Raw genomic sequence first — 19,781 nt, 5'->3', positions numbered from 1 at the left:
TCGTCTTCTTTTTATTGCTCCAAATAATAATTTAATGCGATAGCAGCATGATTGAGGTTAAACACCGCCTCTAGGTAGGCCTGCTCCACCTCCACCGACTGGTTGGTCAACAGGGTCCATTCCATCAAATTGATATTCCCTGTCTCCAGTTTTTGATGGGCCGACGCTAGGATGGCTCCCGCTTTCTGCAGCGCCCCAGATTCATAGCCCTGCACCATTTTCTGGTACTTGGCATAGGTGGCGGTAGCCAGGGCATATTCTTTGCTAAAACGAGCCTCTTCGGCCTCCTGCTCCTTGGCGGCTACCTCCTTGGCCAATACCGCACTGGCGATTTTAGCCTTTTGTCCACCTTGAAAAATGGGGATCCCTACGCCAAGCTGAACGGCTTGGAACCTTTTGCTGGGCGTATAGGTCCTGTCGTCGGCCCCCATTCCTCGCATACTCATATTAGCGTAAGACAGGTTAAGTTCAGGCAATAACTGCGATTTTTCTACGCCGATGGCGGCATCGGCAACAGCCACTCGCTGGCGCCAATAGGCGAGCTGCGGGTGGTCGTCGATGCCACTCCCCCCAGCATCGCCTACTGGCACGATATCGACGTACTCTCCCAGTTTTGGAAAAACGGTCCTAGGCGATTGGAGGAGGTACTGTAGTTGCATCAAGGCCATTTTCTGATCGGCCTCCAACTCCACCAGCAGGTTCTGCAGCCGTTGCAGTTGCAGCTCGGCAGTATATACCTCTATCCCCTCCGACTCCCCTACTGACAGACGTGCCTGTGCCCGTATTAGGAAATTCTCATACCGTTCCTGCATACGCTCTATCAACTGTTTTCTTTGATACTGGTACCCTAGCAATACATATACGCTGGACACCTGACGGCTCAGTTCTCGGGCCTTCACCTTCACCTGGGCACTGCTGGCAAGCAGTTCCTGGTGGAGCCAGGCGCGGCGCTTTCGATACACTCCTGGCAGGCTAAACGACTGCCCCACAGCGAAACGGGTGTCCATATAGATGCTGTTGATCTGCCCGACTTCGGTGAGCACATTGGTCTGTGGAAGGGTACGGGCGGTGCCCACCAAGGCTTTTTGATAATCGACCCGCTGTTTGTCGACGGCCATATCCAGATTATTTTGTTGGGCTACCCTGATGGCTTCCGACAAGCTAAGGCTGTCGGACTGGGCAGAGGCGGCAGAGGGAGCCAGCAGCCCGAAGCTCAGCAGCACCCACACCACAGCCAGGCCAGCGCTAGCCCCTTTGGGCTTAGAGAAGCCCCCAGCAAAGAAAATATAAAGAATAGGCAATACGAAGAGGGTAAGAAAGGTAGCCACCAATAGTCCGCCAATGACGACCGTCGCCAAGGGACGCTGTACTTCCGCACCGGCTCCATTGCTCAGGGCCATGGGCAGAAACCCTAAAGAGGCCACAAAGGCCGTCATCAATACGGGTCGGAGCCGCAGCTGGGCACCCTCCACCACGCAGTCGACTAGGCTGAGCTCACCCTGTTTCCTAAGCCTGTTAAACTCGGCCACCAATACGATACCGTTGAGCACCGCCACGCCAAACAGGGCGATAAAGCCTATCCCCGCACTGATACTAAAGGGCATCTGTCGGAGTGCCAGGGCCAATATCCCCCCCATAGCCGACAGGGGTATGGCCGTATAGATCAGCAGGCTATCTTTCAAGGATCCAAAGGCAAAAAATAGCAGGACAAAAATTAATAACAGAGAAATAGGTACCGCTATCATCAGTCGCTGGGTAGCGGCGTTCAAATTTTCGAAAGCACCTCCATAGGTCAAATAGTACCCCGAAGGCAGCTGCATCCGCTGTTCGGCCAATTGTTTCAAATCGGCCACGACCGACTGTACATCCCTCCCAGAAATGTTAAAACCCACTACGATACGCCTTTTGGCATCTTCGCGCTGGATCTGGTTAGGCCCTTGGCCGATCGTCACAGCGGCGACCTGGCTTAAGGGGATTTGGTTTCCACTGGCGGTGGGGATAAGTACATTCCGAATGTCTTCTAAGTTACGTTTGCTGGACGCACCTAACCTTACCATCAGGTCGAAGCGCTTTTCGCCTTCAAACACCTGACCGCTGCTTTGTCCCGCGAAAGCGGTATGTACCACCCGATTTACATCGGCGATATGTAGCCCATATTGTGCCATCAGGGGTCTATTGTAAACGATGGTGATCTGGTCGACTCCTGCCACGGCTTCTACATACAAGTCCTTGGCCCCTTCTACCTGGTTGACGAGTACGCCTAATTCTTGGGCATATTTGGACAGGGTATCGAGATCCTCTCCAAATATTTTACATACTACATCCTGCCGGGCTCCAGTCATCAGCTCATTGAAGCGCATCTGAACGGGGAATTGAAAGCCTGTTGTAATGCCGGGCACGGCTTTGAGCGCCGCACCCATTTTCTCGGACAGCTCCGGAAAGGTGGTGGCCGAAGTCCATTCGGACTTGTCCTTCAATATCACCATCAGATCGCTGGCTTCCATGGGCATAGGATCGGTAGGCACCTCGCCACTCCCAATTTTGGTGACGACTTTTTCTACCTCCGGAAATTGACTTTTCAAAATATGTGCTGCCTTTTGGGTAAAGTCGATGGAAGTCTGCAGATTGCTCCCCGTAAGCACCCTGGTGTCGACCGCAAAGTCGCCTTCCTCAAGGGCTGGTATAAACTCTCCTCCCAAGGTCGATAGCACAAAAAGAGAAAAAGTAAAAAGGGCCAAACTCCCGGCTACTATCGTTTTGGGCAAACCCAGGGCCCTGAGTAGCAAGCGCTGATAGCGTCGGGCCAGGCGGTCCATCCATCGATCCGACAGATTGGGAGCGGTCTTAATTTTTTTGCTGAGCACCAGCGCACTCATCATCGGAATATAGGTCAGCGACAATATAAAGGCGCCTAACAGGGCAAAGGCCACTGTCTGGGCCATGGGTTTAAACATCTTGCCTTCAATTCCCTGAAGGGTAAATATGGGCAGGTAGACGATCAGAATGATGATTTGCCCAAAAACGGCACTATTCATCATCCTACCAGCCGTGGTTTTCACTTCTTCATTCATTTCCTGCTGGCTCACCCTATCGCTCCCTTCTATTTTGACATGGTGCGCCATATGGTGCATGACCGACTCGACGATGATCACGGCCCCATCGACGATCAGCCCGAAGTCCAGGGCGCCGAGGCTCATCAGGTTACCACTCACGCCGAATAGATTCATCATAATGACTGCAAATAGCATGGAAAGAGGAATGACCGACGCCACGAGCAAACCTGCACGCAGGTTGCCCAAGAACAGCACCAATACAAATACCACGATCAGGGCGCCCTCCATCAGGTTTTTCTCTACCGTTCCGATGGCGTTATTCACCATTTTGGAACGATCCAGAAAAGGCTCTATCACCACTCCTTCGGGGAGGGTCTTCTGTATCTCAGCGATCCTGTCCTTCACATTCACGATTACCTCGCTACTATTAGCCCCTTTGAGCATCATCACCACCGCTCCCGACACCTCCCCTTCGTCGTTATAACACAGGGCTCCATAACGGGTGGCATAGCTCTGAGTTACCTGAGCCACATCCCGGACAAACAGGGGCTGTCCATCCGACAATTGCTTCAGGGGTATATTATTAATATCTTCGATATCGGCCACTAGGCCCTCGGTACGTATAAAGAGTACGGTAGGGCCCTTTTCTATATAGGCTCCACCGGTATTCTGGTTATTATTGTCCAGGGCCGTAAATACCTCGTCGATCGTCACTCCATACGCCATCAGCTTATTGGGGTTCACTTCTATGGCATATTGCTTGAGCTTGCCCCCAAAACTACTGACCTCGGCCACGCCCTTCACCCCCAGCAGCTGCCGCCGTACGATCCAATCCTGTATAGTCCGCAGCTCTGTTTCGTCATAACGGTGTTCGTACCCCTTTTTGGGGCGCACCACATATTGGTAGATCTCCCCCAGTCCGGTGCTGATAGGCCCAAGCTCTGGAATGCCTATTCCTTTGGGGATTTCGGTTTGCACCTTTTGAAGGCGTTCGGACACCTGCTGTCGGGCCCAGTATACATCCGTATCGTCGGTGAAGACGATCGTCACCAACGATAGCCCAAAGCGGGAGAAACTGCGGATCTCTTTGATACCGGCAATATTGCTATTGGCCTGTTCTATGGGGAAAGTCACCAATCTTTCGATATCGGTAGCCCCATACGAGGGAGCGATGGTGATCACCTGCACCTGATTGTCTGTAATATCGGGCACGGCGTCGATCGGCAGGTGTTGGAGCTCATAGCTCCCATAGGCGATGAGCCCAAGCACGAATAGCCCGATAATGAGCTTGCTTTTAACAGCAAACTCTATAATGGATTTTAACATATCAATTTCTAGGATTCCGTATTAAATAAATCGGAAAAAGCATAGAGAGCCCCTAATAAGGCCCCCTAAAAGGCTCTTTCACACCAATAATTAAACTGATGTGGCTTGAGGAGGCTGCCAGATGCTGGTGAGCAGGTGGGTGGAAGGGAAGACATTCTTATAGAAATACACCGGCCGCTGAAGGAATTGACTAAATCCCGTCTTAAACTGAAAATGAAGGATCGGTATGGGCAAGGAAAAGACCAATACCGTGCTTGTCAATTCGTGATGACCTTTAAAGGGAAGCTGGTTGTCCAGATCCTGGTCGGGATTCCCATCGGGATGGGTAGCATAATGATGTTCTAAAAAGCCCAAAAAAGTTGTATCCTGATTCCAGGATTTATGCACCTGGAAATGCTGCAGCAACACAGGCAGCTTGGTCAGCTCTTTGAGAGCAGACCCAGGAACCAGGTAAAGCACCATTAAGGAAATACAAACTAACTTTCTGAGCATGATAACCGGAATATATGGCAAAGTTAGGTTAAAATATGTTTACATAGGACTATGCAAGCCCACTCCAAGCCAAAATACCCAATATAGAATCAAACTAATACCAATTTTCAATAATGGCCTAATACCCGCTCCAAAAGGCTTCCAGGCCTAGAAAAAAACTTTTAGAGATAAGCTTCTTATTTTTAAGCAGATAGAAAAAACATTAAAAAAAAGAATTAGTAAAAGCTTTTATATTAAATTTGTGTGATTACTTTTGCACCACGATTTACGGATCTGGTAACGGAAAAGTAAAGCACGGTTTGGTAGTTCAGTTGGTTAGAATACATGCCTGTCACGCATGGGGTCGCGGGTTCGAGTCCCGTCCAGACCGCAAAAAGCTCAGAGAAATCTGGGCTTTTTTTGGTGTTTATGAGGAATTGCTAGATCCTGCCACAGGAATGCTATAAGCGGTAAGCCGTATGCTCTAAGCTATAAGCGTTGAATTTAACCTAACTTTCTATAGAATACATGTCTGTCATTCTGCCACGCCCCGCGTGGGCATGGGGTCGCGGGTTCGAGTCCCGCAGGAGGGCCTGCCAAAGGAATGCTATATGCCGTATGCTCTATGCTATAGGGCTATCGGTAGGTTATAAGAATTCAATCATTTCGGAGTCCGGGTTTTGACTCGCATGGGTTATAAAAATGTCATCCCTTCGGGATTTACGTTGGTTTCCTAGCGTGAGGTCTTGCCTCCTATTCTTTCTCGATTCCTCTTAGCCGAAAGCCGACAGCTGACCGCCGACAGCCGACCACCGATGGCCCAAAATAAATTTCCCATCCCCCTACCCAACATTATCCCAGCGGGATAAAACGTTTATAGAATTAAATACAAGGATTCGTTAATAACGATGCCGTAGGTATCGAACAACATAGGCAAAGGCATAATACCTATTCCGCACTAGGAGGTCCTGCTTCCTATTCTTTCTAGACTCCTTTTGGCCAAATGCCGAAAGCCGACCGCCAAATGCCGTCTGCCGACAGCCAAAAAGATAGCATGTTGGTTAGTTTATAACGTTTTGGTTCGACTGCCCTGCAGTCGGTATCCCATCGGATGGCTGTTCGGCTACAAACGTTAGATGCCGATGGCATCTAAACAGATTTTTCAAAATATATAATTTCAATCGAAACCTCTTGTAACATTATCCCAGCGGGATAAAACGTTTATAGAAACAAACACAATAAGAATGCTATAAGCCGTATGCTCTATGCTATAGGGCTAGCGGTAGGTTATAAGAATTCAATCATTTCGGAGTCCGGGTTTTGACTCGCGTGGGTTATAAATATGTCATCCCTTCGGGATTTACCTCGCTTTCCTAGCGTGAGGATCTGCCTCCTATTCTCTCTCGATTCCACTTAGCCGAAAGCCGACCGCCGGTGGCCCAAAATAAAATTCCCATCACAACCCCTCCAACATTATCCCAGCGGGATAAAACGTTTATAGAATTAAATACAAGGATTCGTTAATAACGATGCCGTAGGTATCGAACAACATAGGCAAAAGCATAATACCTATTCCGCACTAGGAGGTCCTGCTTCCTATTCTTTCTAGACTCCTTTTGGCCAAATGCCGACAGCTGACAGCCAAATGCCCTAGGCCGACAGCCAAAAAGATAGCATGTTGGTTGGTTTATAACGTTTTGGTTCGACTGCCCTGCAGTCGGTATCCCATCGGATGGCTGTTCAGCTACAAACGTTAGATGCCGATGGCATCTTTTCAGATTTTTCAAAATATATAATTTCAATCGAAACCCCTTGTAACATTATCCCAGCGGGATAAAACGTTTATAGAAATAAACAATATAAGAAGGCTATAAGCAGTATGCTCTATGCTATAGGGCTAGCGGTAGGTTATAAGAATTCAATCATTTCGGAGTCCGGGTTTTGACTCGCATGGGTTATAAAAATGTCATCCCTTGGGATTTACGTCGCTTTCCTAGCGTGAGGTTATGCCCCCTTTTCTTAATCGATTCCTCTTAGCCGACGGCCGATAGCCGATGGCCCCAAAAAAAATTCCCATCACAACCTCTTGTAACATTATCCCAGCGGGATAAAACGTTTATAGAAATAAATACAATAAGAATGCTATAAGCCGTATGCTCTATGCTATAGGGCTATCGGTAGGTTATAAAAATTCAATCATTTCGGAGTCCGGGTTTTGACTCGCATGGGTTATAAAAATGTCATCCCTTGGGATTTACGTTGGTTTCCCTGCCTTGGGTCCTCCCCCCTATTCTTTCTCGATTCCTCTTAGCCGATTGCCGACCGCTGATGGCCGACAGCCGACCACCGATGGCCCAAAATAAATTTCCCATCCCCCTACCCAACATTATCCCAGCGGGATAAAACGTTTATAGAAATAAACAATATAAAAGGCTATAAGCCGTATGCTCTATGCTATAGGGCTATCGGTAGGTTATAAGAATTCAATCATTTCCGAGTCCGGGTTTTGACTCGCATGGGTTATAAATATGTCATCCCTTCGGGATTTACATTCGTGTCCCAGCCTCAGGCCCTGCCCCCCTATTCTTTCTCGATTCCTTTTAGCCGAAAGCTGACCGCCGACCGCCGATGGCCCAAAAGCCCCCCCCCTCCAACATTATCCCAGCGGGATAAAACGTTTATAGAAATTAATATATGGATTCATCCTTAACGATGCCGTAGGTATCGAACATCATATGCAAAGGCATAATACCTATTCCTCAATATGAGGTCCTGCCCCCTATTCTTTCTCGATTCCTCTTAGCCGACGGCCAATAGCCGACCGCCGACCATCGACCGCCGATGGCCCCAAAAAAAAATTCCCATCACAACCCTACCCAACATTATCCCAGCGGGATAAAACGTTTATAGAAATAAATGCAAGGTTTCGTCAATAACGATGCCGTAGGTATCGAACATCATATGCAAAGGCAAATTACCTATTCCGCACTATGAGGTCCTGCCCCCTATTCTTTCTCGATTCCTCTTAGCCGAAAGCCGACCGCCGAAAGCCAACCGCCGACAGCCGACAGCCGATGGCCGACCACCGACCACCGATGGCCCAAAATAAATTTCCCATCCCCCTACCAAACATTATCCCAGCGGGATAAAACGTTTATAGAAATAAATGCAAGGTTTCGTCAATAACGATGCCGTAGGTATCGAACATCATATGCAAAGGCAAATTACCTATTCCGCACTATGAGGTCCTGCCCCCTATTCTTTCTCGATTCCTCTTAGCCGAAAGCCGACCGCCGAAAGCCAACCGCCGCCCGCCGCCCGTGCCATTGACATTTTTTGAGCTTTTACGAGTTTGAAATTAATATTTTTGCCTAATTTTAAACCTTTCCTTTTTTGGAGGAACTTACGGTTACTTGAAATTTGAGGCCGACGTCTCTTTTCAGCAGAGGGGATAGCCCTTACAACAGTTTAGCCGATATTTGTTAACTTGAATTCTTTATAGAGAACCTTAATCATAAACAGGGCTCCTCAAGATGTAGTCACTGCTATGGCTGAAGCTAGTGCCTATAAAATAATGGTTCGGTAATCACATATATCACTTTGGCGATTTGAAAACTTTTTCCTCTATAAAAGAATTACTGGCCGTTCTCAGTCGTGAGCAAAAGCTCATCACCGAGATCTTCGAAAAACGAAAGGTTCTATCGTACCGTTTTGACGATGCGCTGGAAGTGCTGGATTATAATGAGGACAAACTCCGTGCCCTGATTGAGTTCGCCGTTATCAGAGAAAATGGCCCATATCTGGAGCTGGATGACCAATTCCTACAGTTCTTCGAACAGATCCTTGAGGTAAACGAAGAAATTAATGTCTCCTACATTAATGAGAACCTTCAGAGCATCCGTCAGAATATCCTTTATTATTTACAGGAAAATAGCGAAAGTAGAAAGTATAATTACCTGCGACAGGTAAAGAGTGCATTGAGAAAAACGGGTATTATCGCCATTCGGAATGTAGTGGACTTAAAAAGAAATATAGACAATACCTTTAAAAACGAGCCGAATTACAAAATCAAAAAAGCCAAGCTAGAACATCTGGACATCAAACGAAATGATATAGCAGCTTTAGTGGCATTGACCGAGCATCTGATATCTGAGGAGGAGGAACAGACATTTTTCAAAACCGCAGCCGATGAAGAATTACAAAGAATAATTATAAGCCTGAAGAGCCAGCTAAATTCATGTAGACATAATCTGATTGACATTCAAAAGCAGATTATAGACTTTCTTAATCGGCTCAAATTTCAAAGCGGACTATTGGAGAAAGTCAGACAACTCAAGTATTTAAAGGACCAGTTTGAGCTCCGTAGTAAGACGGATATTGTTCAGGTATTGTCAAGCAACCATGCCCTGGTCTTTGAGCCAAATCCGGCCTACCCTTTAAAGCTATCGATAGACCAGCTGCAAAGCGATGATGATACATTGGAAATCATCAAAAGGGTGGTCAGTCGTGTGCGGTCAGGCCCCAGGGCCAAGCAATTGCTATCTGATAATAACTTAACGGATTATCTGGAGGACAATGTGGAAGAACTTGTCCAGATTAATCTCGAGGAAGTAAAAAATAGCTTCTTGGCCGGTAGTAATAACCTTTTTGACTTTTTGCAAGCCTATGATTTTGGAAAGCCCGTTTCATTCGAAGAGCTGCTGACGGTTTATTGCCAGTTAATTTCTCAATATGATGAGCTGTTTAGATTAACAGACGATTACCAGACCAAGGGAAAGACTGAATACTTATTGATTTATCCATTATAATATGACCGAGAACCCTAAGCAGTCCGCCGAAGTATACGATATATTGAATAAAGGCCAGTTTATCTGTTCTAATAGTAGCAATGATGCCGTTCGTAAGCTTTACAACGCTATCAACCAGGATTTTGATCATTACTACCGCTATTTCCAGGGCATTAACCTTATCTTAGAAGAAGGTGACGAGTATTATCACTTTACCAGGGTCGATAGCCGTGCTGACCTAGACCGTAAACTGGATACTGCCATGAAATGGATCGATATTGTCGATTTTTTAAAAACCTTTGAAAATAGCTTCGGGTCTGGGTTTCGTTTCCGCCCACAGGAAATACTGGTAAGATTGGGGGTAGATGCCGATCTGAAAAACAAACTGGAAGGCCTAAAGAAATATGCGCCGGGTAAGGACAGGCATGGCGATATTATTGAAAAGGTGCTAGACCATCTTGAAAAGGACAACTTCATCGAATTGGAAAATGCGATTGTCCAGGAATATAAAACACTGGCGTCATTTGCCTACCTTGAAAAACTATTAATGAATATCAATATCCCTGAAGATATACAGCATGAGATTCCTGAATAAGATTATTTTTATAAATAGTGCGAGTGTAGCGTATGCGGAGATAAATCTGGATGGAAACGTTCATTTTATTGGTACACAGGGTGTAGGAAAAAGTACAGCCTTAAGGGCGATTCTATTCTTTTACAATGCTGACAAACTTAAATTAGGCATAGAGAAGGGAAAACGTTCCTTTGATGACTACTATTTTCCTTATGGGAACTCCTATTTAGTTTATGAATTATCGAGGGAAACCGGCCCATATTGTGTGGTGGCCTTCAAATCGCAGGGGCGTGTTGCCTACCGCTTTATCAATGGCCCCTATAACAAGAATAATTTTATCGGTACCGAAAACAAAGCCCTAGGATGGGAGCAGGTACGGGGAACGTTTAATGGGCCTGCCAGCTATACCAGAAAAATTGAAAGGTATGAAGAATACCGGGACATCCTTTATGGCAATAATAAGGGTCTGCCTGCAGAGTTTCGTAAATATGCCCTTATTGAAAGTAGACAGTACCAAAATCTGCCTCGGACCATACAGAATGTGTTTTTGAATTCAAAGCTGGAAGCCGAGTTTATAAAACAAACCATAATCATGTCCTTAAATGAAGAGGATGTGAAGATTGATCTGGACCAGTATGCCTTCCACCTTCGGGATTTCGAACAGCAACTGGCCGATATTAGCAAATGGAGTGATAAAAATCGCAGCGGAGATGTTGTGGTACGGTCAGTAGCAAAGAGCATCGCAAAAGTTTACACGGAAATTAGCTTCCTTGATAAGGAAAAAGTAACGGTTGCACGTCAACTGCTGGCAACGCATGCGGCATTAGAAAAGTCCCTACCAGAAGCTTTGAAAAAGCTGGAAAAGGAGAAGGAAAAATTAACTTCGGCGAGTAAGAAAGTCGCTGAGGCAAGTCAGAAATTTCAGGAAAAGAAGGCCAAGATTGTTAAGGAGATTAATTTGCTGGACGGAAAAATAACGGAGGCCAGGCAGAAACTGGATGGATATACCCGGTTAAATATTGGTGATATTATAGCCCGGGTGAGTAAACGGTCAGAGCTGGAAAACAAAAAGGAGCACTTGAAAAAGGAAGAACATTTGCTATCCGCTCGATTCGCTGAAATCACTACGAAATACGATGCCCTGATCGTTCAGAACCAAAATCAGCTGAACGATTTTATTAATCAAAAGAACAGGGAGAAGATTAATCAAAAGGATAACTTTTACAAGATAAAGGAAGAGATTCAGCAGGTTTATGAGCGGATCATCCATGAAACAGAAGATGAAAACAGGGAGATAAAGATCAATGCAGAAGAGGCTATCCAAAAAAAGATCGCCGTTATTCATGACTTGAACCTTAAAAAAAAGGAAATCGAACTAAAGCGCTGGTTTGAAAAAGAGATTGACGAAAATAGACAGGCCATTGATCAGGCGAATCAGATCATACTGTCCTCGGATATACAGAAAAAAGGGGGCAAGGCCCAGGTCGAATCTCTTCAGAAACAGTGGGATCTGGATATAGCTAAATACGACACGGAATATAATCACAAAACAGCCCTTACAAAGGGCTCAATGGCTAGTTTAACCGAAAAAATTGAAAAGATAAATTCCCTCATCGCCCAGCGCAAGGACTCTTTATACGAGTGGCTTCATGAAAATAAGCCCGGATGGGAACAGACCATCGGTAGGGTTATCAACCAGGAACAGGTTTTATTTCATTCAGGTCTATCACCCAGACTGGCGAAGGCTGAAGGAACATTTTATGGTGTAGAAATTAATCTGGAAGAAATCGCCGTAGAGGTAAAGACCGTCACGGATTATGAAAAGGAATGCCTGCAAATCGGTATCGAAATCAAAAAGGCGCAAGCTTTGCTTGCTGCCATGGCAGAAGAAAGGGTAAAAGAACAGGAAAAACTCAAAAAGAAGTATCAGCCTCAAATTAAGGCTTCTAAGAACGCCATTGACCTCCAAGAATATGCCTACCAAAAGGCGTTGTTAGATTTAGAAAAGGCCACTATCGCACTTGAAGAGTTTCAGCGAAAAGGAGTTACTGACCGGTCCAATGCCCTTGAGGCCATTAATCAGGAGCTTTTGCTCGCCAATGAAGAGAAGCAGACTGCTCTGGATCATTTATCGATGATAAACAACCAGGTCAGGAGCCTGATCGAAAGGAAAAAGAAGGAAAGGGATCATAAAATTGCGGAGGAAAGTGCCCAACTTCATGCGTCGCTCTCTGGACTTGACAAGGATATAGAAAAGGAAACAGTAGCCATTCAAAACCGAAATGTTGAGATTAAGGCCCAAGAAAACCGGGTGTTAGAACGCGAAGGCGCAGATACCAAACGGATTTCAATTATTGTTAGTGAGTTACTGGAAGTAAATGCCGAGCTCCGTTTTATAGAAGACAACAGGAATATTGTATCCGATTATTATAAAGATAAGCGAGAATTATTCGACCTGGTCGACGAGTTTAAGGCGAATAAAAAACTTGGTGTTACTCGCTTACTCACCCTAGAGCAGCGCTATGAGCTAGGTAAAGAAAAGCTTGTACAGGAGGTTGACAGGCTAAACACTCTGATCCATGAAATGGATTCCACCCTCCGCGAGACCCAGGAGGACCTAGAAGAGTTCAATCGGTTTGTCCAGACAGAAGTATTTTTAAGACTCAACCCCGATGACCTACCAATCAACGATGGACATAAGGTCGATAGACGGCTAAAGACCCTGATCGCAGAGCTGAATGACAAAAGCTTTTCCATCAGAAATAAGACCGATGAATTGCGTGCGGCAATAGGCCGGTTCCTTAGCTATTTTTCATCCTCGAATATATTTGGATTTAAGACCAATCTGATTGAAAATGAAGATTACTTCCTGTTTGCTGAAAACTTAAAGGAGTTTATAGAGGAGGACAAAATAGCCGAGTATGAAAAGCGAACCAATGAACATTTTGCCAGCCTAATCGCTCAGATCGGTAAAGAGACCACAGAATTAGTCTCCAAAGAGGCCATTATTCAAAAGGTGATTGCTGATATAAACAAAGATTTCGAAGAGCGAAATTTTGCCGGTGTCATCAAGAGCATTAACCTTCGGCTATCCTCCAGTGCGAATAGAGTTGTGATGCTTTTATCTGAAATCCGATTATTTAATAATGAATATTCAACTACGCTTGGAGCTTCAAACTTATTCAGCACTGCCGATAGCGAGCAGAATAATAAGAAAGCAGTGGGGTATTTGAAGAACTTCGCAAATGAAATCGCCTCATCTAAGCAGACTGAAGTTAATCTTTCCGACACATTTGAATTACAATTTAAGATCGTTGAAAATGACAATGATAGCGGTTGGGTCGAAAAATTGACCAATTTCGGTTCCGAGGGCACGGATATCCTGGTGAAGGCCATGATTAATATCATGCTCTTAAATGTGTTCAAGGAAAGTGCTTCAAAGAGGTTTAAGGATTTTCGTCTGCATTGTATGATGGATGAGATTGGCAAACTGCACCCAACCAATGTAAAGGGGATTTTAAAGTTTGCCAATGACCGGAATATTCTACTGATCAACAGTTCCCCGACCTCTTATAATGCGTCGGAATACCGGCATACCTATAAATTGTCCAAAGACAGTAATAATATCACCAAGGTAGTGAAGCTGTTGACCAATCATTAATTATGAGACTTAGCAAAGCATTAGCAGAGAAGCTACTGAAAATGTATGACGGAGAGCGCGTGCCAGCCAGCAAACTGAAACATCCGTTAATTGCGGAGCTGATTGCAGAGGGCGTTATCATTGACCTTAGGTCTGGTCGTTCCAAAAGTTTGTTATCCATTCCCTTGCCCGCTCATCTGGATGCCTTTTTGTTTAATCGCTTTGCTATTGCCAATTTGAAGGATTACATCGATGTGTTAAATCAAGAAGAACTGTCCAGAGCCATTTTGGTGCAGCACACCTCGGATTCCAAGACAAAAAATGTAAGGGTATTTAAGGGATTTCTTGTCAATTGCTACCAGCCTATCCAAGCCGAAATAAGAGGCAAGCCAATTGTCATCCATCCAGCTGCAGGAATGTTTCAATTTATTTATGATTTTGAAAACTTTATCCCCCAACAAGACGTCACCATTATAAGTGTAGAGAATGCCGAGAACTTCAGCCAGATTGACAAACAGCAATACCTTTTTAAAGATCTCAAAACCTTATACGTAAGCCGCTACCCTCAAAATAAGAGTAAAGATTTGATTAAATGGCTCACTGGCATCCCAAACGCTCATCTGCATTTTGGAGATTACGACTTTGCAGGGATCCATATATATTTACAGGAATACAAGCGGTATCTCGGCGACCGTTCAAGATTTTTTATCCCCCCCGATCTGGAAGATCTGATTGCCAGACATGGAAACAGGAAAATATATGATAATCAGAAGGCCAACTTTCAATTAGAATCCATAGAAGAGCCGGAAATCCTGCAACTTATTTCTCTTCTGCACCAGTACAAAAAAGGACTAGAGCAGGAAGTTTTAATCACGAAGAAAATGTAGGGCTGCTCATCAGTCTTGCAAATTATGGTTATTCTCCCGTTGGGGCCTCTTGAATAAGAATCTAGATAACTCTTGTTGGGAAGGAAACCTTCCGTTCCCTGAGCGGAGCCGAAGGGGTCGGCACCCAATCCTCCCGTCCCCTGAGCGGAGTCGAAGGGAACAGTACCCAGACCTCCCGTTCCCTGAGCGGAGTCGAAGGGAACAGTACCCAGACCTCCCGTTCCCTGAGCGGAGTCGAAGGGAACAGTACTCTTCACTTAAAAACTGGACTAATTACTCACTAACAATTGATCTTCATACATACTACCCCGTATTCCGCTTATTAACCAAGGAAATACTCTGACTTTTTTTGAATATTATAATAATTATTATTTTTTTTATAAAATTTGTAACCCATCGACTCAAACAATGCAAATACTATCCTCTACATCATTTAAACCCAAATGCTTTGACACCGTCCCTTAACCTACACCGCCGTCTTTGCTTGATACGCTGGACAAAAAAACCATATACCTATCCAACAAAAAAGGAGCTATCAGAACGGCTAAATGATCTAGGTATTGGTGCAAATAGCTTGCGGACTATCGAACGTGACATGGAAAAACTTCGGGATGAATACAGCATCGACATCAGACACGATAACGTTAAAAATGGTTATTATTTGTATGTGCCATCAGATGAAGATGTTGAAGATTTCAACCAATTCGTTTCATTACTCGAACGTCGGGAACGGCTTGATTTTTTGCAATCTGCCGTTACTAGCATTCGCGATGCTGGTAACTACTTGCAGTTTGAACGAAATGAGCAGTTTATTGGGGCTGGCTGTCTCCCAGTTTTATGGGAGGCCCTTCGATGCCAGAAAGTAGTTCAGTTTGAATACGCATCTTACGCAGCAGAGCATTCAATTCCAACCATCAGAAAGGTTGAGCCCGGAATCCTATTTGAATATCGAAACCGATGGTATCTTGATGCTTGGGATATTGAAAAAGGCGGTATCCGTACTTTTGGTTTGGATCGAATGGGTAATCCTATGGTTGTTGGACAGACCATTTCGACCAAGCGAACCGCTGTGTATAAAGCACTTCGTAAGCAAGTAATCGGTGTTACTATTCCCACAGGAGCAATGGCAGAGCAGGTAGTGCTTCGATTCAATAAGCTAGAAGCTAAATATGTCCAGTCCCTCCCCCTTCATAGTAGTCAACGAACCGTCCAGGAAACAAACTCCCATGTTGACATTGCCCTACTAGTCGTTTTAAATCATGAGTTGGAACGTGAGATTCTTGCGTTTGGAGAAGCGGTGGAGGTGCTGGAGCCAGCATATCTAAGAGAGACCATTACAAGGAGAGTGAGTCAAGTCGGAAACTTTTACAGTTGATAGGTTTAGGAGATATAGTGAAATTTTGTTCCATTTTATGGAGTATTTAGATACCATACTTTTTCTTTATATCCTGTAACCACAAGTTAATTCGAAATTGAAATATAGAGAGGACTTCGCAGAATTCTCAGTCGCAGTTCTAATTTTTATAGGTATTAAAAAAATTCACTTTTTCAATAGCAGCGTCAACTTCTGGCGAACCCCTAAAATACATTTGTCATAATCAAACCGAAATCTCTATGCGCATCAGATTACAATTAAGTCCGAATACGGAGCCAGTGCCTTTTAGCCATTTGTATAGCCTAACAGGAGCATTACATAAATGGCTGGGTAAAAACTCCATTCACAATGGTGTAAGCCTTTATAGCTTCGGGTGGCTTCATGGCGGGAAATCCAATAAAAAAGCACTGTCCTTCTCACAAGGAGCTGACTGGAATATTTCCTTTTTTGATGACGAACTTGCTCGCCAATTGATTAAGGGAATTCTGCGAGAACCATCGGTCGCCTATGGTATGTATATACGAGAAATTCAAGAGGTTGAGCCATTAGCCTTCTCAACGCAACATATTTTTCATACGGACGGATCGGCGATCCTGGCCAGACAAAAAAGAGTAGATGGCTCACAGGAATATTTATCCTGGGATAGCCTGGCTGCGAATGAAGCCCTGACCAATAAACTCAGATGGAAATTAAGTCAAGCTGGTTTTAATGGTAACCATCTTAACGCACGCGTAGCTTTTGACAGGACATATTCTACTCCAAGGAGTCGCAAAATAACTATCAAGGGTGTCGATCATAAAGGAAGTGAATGTCCGGTGATTGTTGAAGGTACGCCCGAAGCCTTACATTTTGCGTGGCTTGTAGGTTTAGGTGACCTGACTGGGAGTGGGTTTGGAGCATTAAAATAAACTAACAAACTAATGAAGGAACAACTTTTACATATTGTTACTTATACCGGCCCTTTTGGATTTATTAAGCCATGGACTGCGGTTCGAGACGAGCGAACCTTTAGCCAACAATTTTTGACACCTAGTATTATCGAGGGTATGCGGATAAGGCTTGGGGTTACAGAAATCGTAAGACACAAACTCACTTACGCCAAAATTGATCAACAACAGGAAAGGACTCAATCAAGGGGATTCAAGGAAATTAAAAAAAAAGCAAGTCGTGAACAATCAATTCTGATACGCGGTGTGATGTTAAATCCAATACTGAAGCTGGCATTCACAAATCAAAAGGATGCAAAACTTGCATCGGAACAACATATTTGTTTATGCAGAAATGAAGATATCCTTTTGCCAGAGATTGATATTCAGAGCATGTCAGAAGGTGACTTTGAGGAGGTTACTGGATTTGAATTACTTTTCCAGGGTGGTTCGAATACAATCTTGGTAGGATACAACCGCTACCAGGAAAACAAGCCAATGTTTGGCGTCTTGAAAATTACTGGCAATCCGGTTGGATCTGACCCTTTCGAATAATGGAACTACTCGCTAAAAGCCCTCAGCAAGGAGGATTGACACTATTGGCTCATACGCAACAAGTAGCCGATGTAATTTCAGTAATGGCCAGTCACTACGGTTTTGATCGCCGATTGGCCAGAATTGGTGCCTTACTTCACGATTTGGGCAAAGCTCATGATTTCTTCCAGCGCACCGTAAAAGGGGAAGTGGATGAATCAGAACGAATTATTTCGGAACCACATCGTCATGAAATTTCATCCCTGCTTTTCTTACCTCTTTTTAAAAAAGAAGATTGGCCGATTTTGATTGAAATGGTAGCAGCCCATCACAAATCGGCCCTAGGCGATGTGCGGAATCGAGGTATAATAGATTTGGTCAAGCGTAATGGAATTGATGCATTGATTCTTCGACATGCAGAGCATTGGGAAGTATGGTCAGCGATGGTAAAGCCTATCGTTGAACATAAAGATTTTAAAATCAAATTTCGTCCAATTCATCTTGAAGAAGCAAAAACTGCTCTTCTGTTCGCTTACGATTATTGTTATCGAATGAAGTACGGTTGGTCAAAATGGCGGGGTATACTAATGGCGGCGGACCATTTTGCCTCTGAGTATATGGAGAAAGCAGCTCCTCTTGTCAGAACATTTTATCAAGTACCAGACCTAACTTACTATTCACGTAAGTCCGATTTACACCCACTATCACTGTTGCGTAGTGACCATCGCTCGCGCCATACATTTGTAATAGCACCTACCGGTGCGGGAAAAACCGACTTTTTATTGCGTCGTTGCCGTGGAAGAGTTGTTTATACTTTACCCTTTCAGGCGTCCATCAATGCCATGTTCGTACGAATTGACGAAAATTTAAATGGCAAAGGGGAAAAGCGACTTCCAAAAGAACGTCAAACGGACGTCCGAAGAGCGCACGCGGCCTCTAAAATTCAGATACGTGATGAAAAAGGAAAGCGGGTAGAAGAGGAAATTTCGCTGCAACGAAATCCGGGTGCAAGTATCAAAATTACCACGCCCCACCAAATTGCTTCAATTGTGTTTGGCATCAGTGGTCACGAAGCTGCTAAGTTGGACATTGCTGGCTGTGATGTAATCCTGGACGAAGTACACGTTTACGATGACATGGCTCGGGCAATGATGCTTGAATTGGTAAGAGAACTAGTAAAACTTAATTGCAGGGTACACATTGGTACCGCCACTATTCCGACCTCCTTAGGGAATGAACTCATTAACGTACTGGGTGGCAACCGTCGCGTTTATCGGCTCAGGTTTGGAAAAAGAGCATTAGAAAAATTCAATCGGCACGAAGTCGAAAAACTTAACAATGAAGAAGAAGCTCTTAGATCGGTAGAAAATGCCATTAGCAATCAAGAAAAGGTGTTATTTGTAGGCAATCGTGTAGCTACTGCTCAGCAACGATACGAGTGGGCAAAAAGGCAATTCCCAAACCTTAATATTTTACTGATACACAGTCGTTTCCGTCGCGGTGACCGTGCAGCACTCGAGGCAAAAATCAGTGAATTTGATAAGCAGAAAGGACCTAGTTTAGTTATTGCCACGCAGGTTGTGGAGGTAAGCTTAGACATTTCCTTTGACCGTTTAGTGACTGATGCTGCTCCACTGGACAGTTTGATTCAACGCTTCGGACGTGTAAATCGCCGCCGTAACTATGAGACTATTGGTAAATATCGACCTGTTTGTGTGATTGCTCCTTCTCAAACTGACAAAGACATTTTGCCTTATAACCCCGATGTTGTACGGCGAAGCTATGAGATGTTGCCCAATGGATTATTACACGAAAGTGAGTTACAAGGCTTAATTGATATGGTATATGGCGACATCGCAATTCCTTCGATTGACGTTCATTTAGCGGCGGGCAACAGTGCACCTTTACGGTCTCTTTGCCACCGTCCTAAATCGGTCTTGATTGATGCACTGGAAATTGAGGGGACAGTTTGTGTTCGTCAATCAGATAGTGAGACTTATATAAATGCTTTTGGAGAAGATCGCCAAAATTTAGAGATACCGGTCCCATGGCGATCGATTGCCCCTTATTCCCGAGCCTGGAAGAGATTGGAAACAGGCAGTTATCCCACTGTTATACCCGATAACAACTATGATATGATCCTTGGGCTGGTCTTAAAAACGGCAGGCTCGAATCAAGCAGAATCAACCATTAACCGAATCATTTGAT

The 19,781-nt window shown here is 44.6% G+C and carries 10 protein-coding genes and 1 tRNA gene; 9 read left to right on the top strand and 2 right to left on the bottom strand.

The window, feature by feature from the left end; genetic code table 11:
* Positions 1–11 precede the first annotated feature (11 nt).
* Positions 12–4,379: a CusA/CzcA family heavy metal efflux RND transporter gene (locus CLV98_RS18770; protein ID WP_109676825.1), complete on the bottom strand. Its 4,368-nt coding sequence runs from the start codon at positions 4,377–4,379 to the stop codon at positions 12–14.
* A 90-nt stretch (positions 4,380–4,469) separates the two neighbouring features.
* A complete protein-coding gene (locus CLV98_RS18765) occupies positions 4,470–4,871 on the bottom strand; it encodes a hypothetical protein (protein ID WP_109676823.1) in 402 nt (133 codons plus the stop codon).
* Positions 4,872–5,167: 296 nt separating this feature from the next.
* Between CLV98_RS18765 and CLV98_RS18760 the strand changes: the two genes are divergently transcribed.
* From CLV98_RS18760 to cas3, 9 genes are all read left to right on the top strand, one after another.
* Positions 5,168–5,241, top strand: a tRNA-Asp gene (locus CLV98_RS18760).
* A 3,217-nt stretch (positions 5,242–8,458) separates the two neighbouring features.
* Positions 8,459–9,658 carry a hypothetical protein gene (locus tag CLV98_RS18750; RefSeq protein WP_109676819.1) on the top strand — a complete coding sequence of 400 codons (1,200 nt, stop codon included), beginning with the start codon at positions 8,459–8,461 and terminating at the stop codon, positions 9,656–9,658.
* Position 9,659: 1 nt separating this feature from the next.
* The gene (locus CLV98_RS18745) at positions 9,660–10,232 is read left to right on the top strand and encodes a condensin complex protein MksE (protein WP_109676817.1); all 573 of its coding nucleotides are present in this window, start codon (positions 9,660–9,662) and stop codon (positions 10,230–10,232) included.
* Positions 10,216–13,872 carry an ATP-binding protein gene (locus CLV98_RS18740; protein WP_109676815.1) on the top strand — a complete coding sequence of 1,219 codons (3,657 nt, stop codon included), beginning with the start codon at positions 10,216–10,218 and terminating at the stop codon, positions 13,870–13,872. The genes CLV98_RS18745 and CLV98_RS18740 overlap by 17 nt, the downstream gene beginning before the upstream one ends.
* Before the next feature lie 2 nt (positions 13,873–13,874).
* Positions 13,875–14,738: a DUF7281 domain-containing protein gene (locus CLV98_RS18735; RefSeq protein ID WP_170120688.1), complete on the top strand. Its 864-nt coding sequence runs from the start codon at positions 13,875–13,877 to the stop codon at positions 14,736–14,738.
* A gap of 484 nt (positions 14,739–15,222) precedes the next feature.
* On the top strand, positions 15,223–16,113 hold the full coding sequence (locus CLV98_RS18730; protein WP_229203459.1) for a helix-turn-helix transcriptional regulator: 891 nt from the start codon (positions 15,223–15,225) through the stop codon (positions 16,111–16,113).
* A gap of 239 nt (positions 16,114–16,352) precedes the next feature.
* On the top strand, positions 16,353–17,021 hold the full coding sequence (gene cas6, locus CLV98_RS18725; protein ID WP_109676813.1) for a CRISPR-associated endoribonuclease Cas6: 669 nt from the start codon (positions 16,353–16,355) through the stop codon (positions 17,019–17,021).
* Positions 17,022–17,033: 12 nt separating this feature from the next.
* Positions 17,034–17,594 (top strand): hypothetical protein, encoded by a 561-nt coding sequence (locus CLV98_RS18720; protein WP_109676811.1) that lies wholly within the window; start codon positions 17,034–17,036, stop codon positions 17,592–17,594.
* A complete protein-coding gene (gene cas3 / locus CLV98_RS18715) occupies positions 17,594–19,780 on the top strand; it encodes a CRISPR-associated helicase Cas3' (protein WP_109676809.1) in 2,187 nt (728 codons plus the stop codon). The genes CLV98_RS18720 and cas3 overlap by 1 nt, the downstream gene beginning before the upstream one ends.
* Position 19,781: the final 1 nt, after the last annotated feature.

The organism is Dyadobacter jejuensis, assembly GCF_003149085.1.
GTDB lineage: Bacteria > Bacteroidota > Bacteroidia > Cytophagales > Spirosomataceae > Dyadobacter > Dyadobacter jejuensis.
The sequence above is the reverse complement of the archived record's forward strand: the minus strand, read 5'-3'. Positions and strand labels throughout refer to the sequence as shown.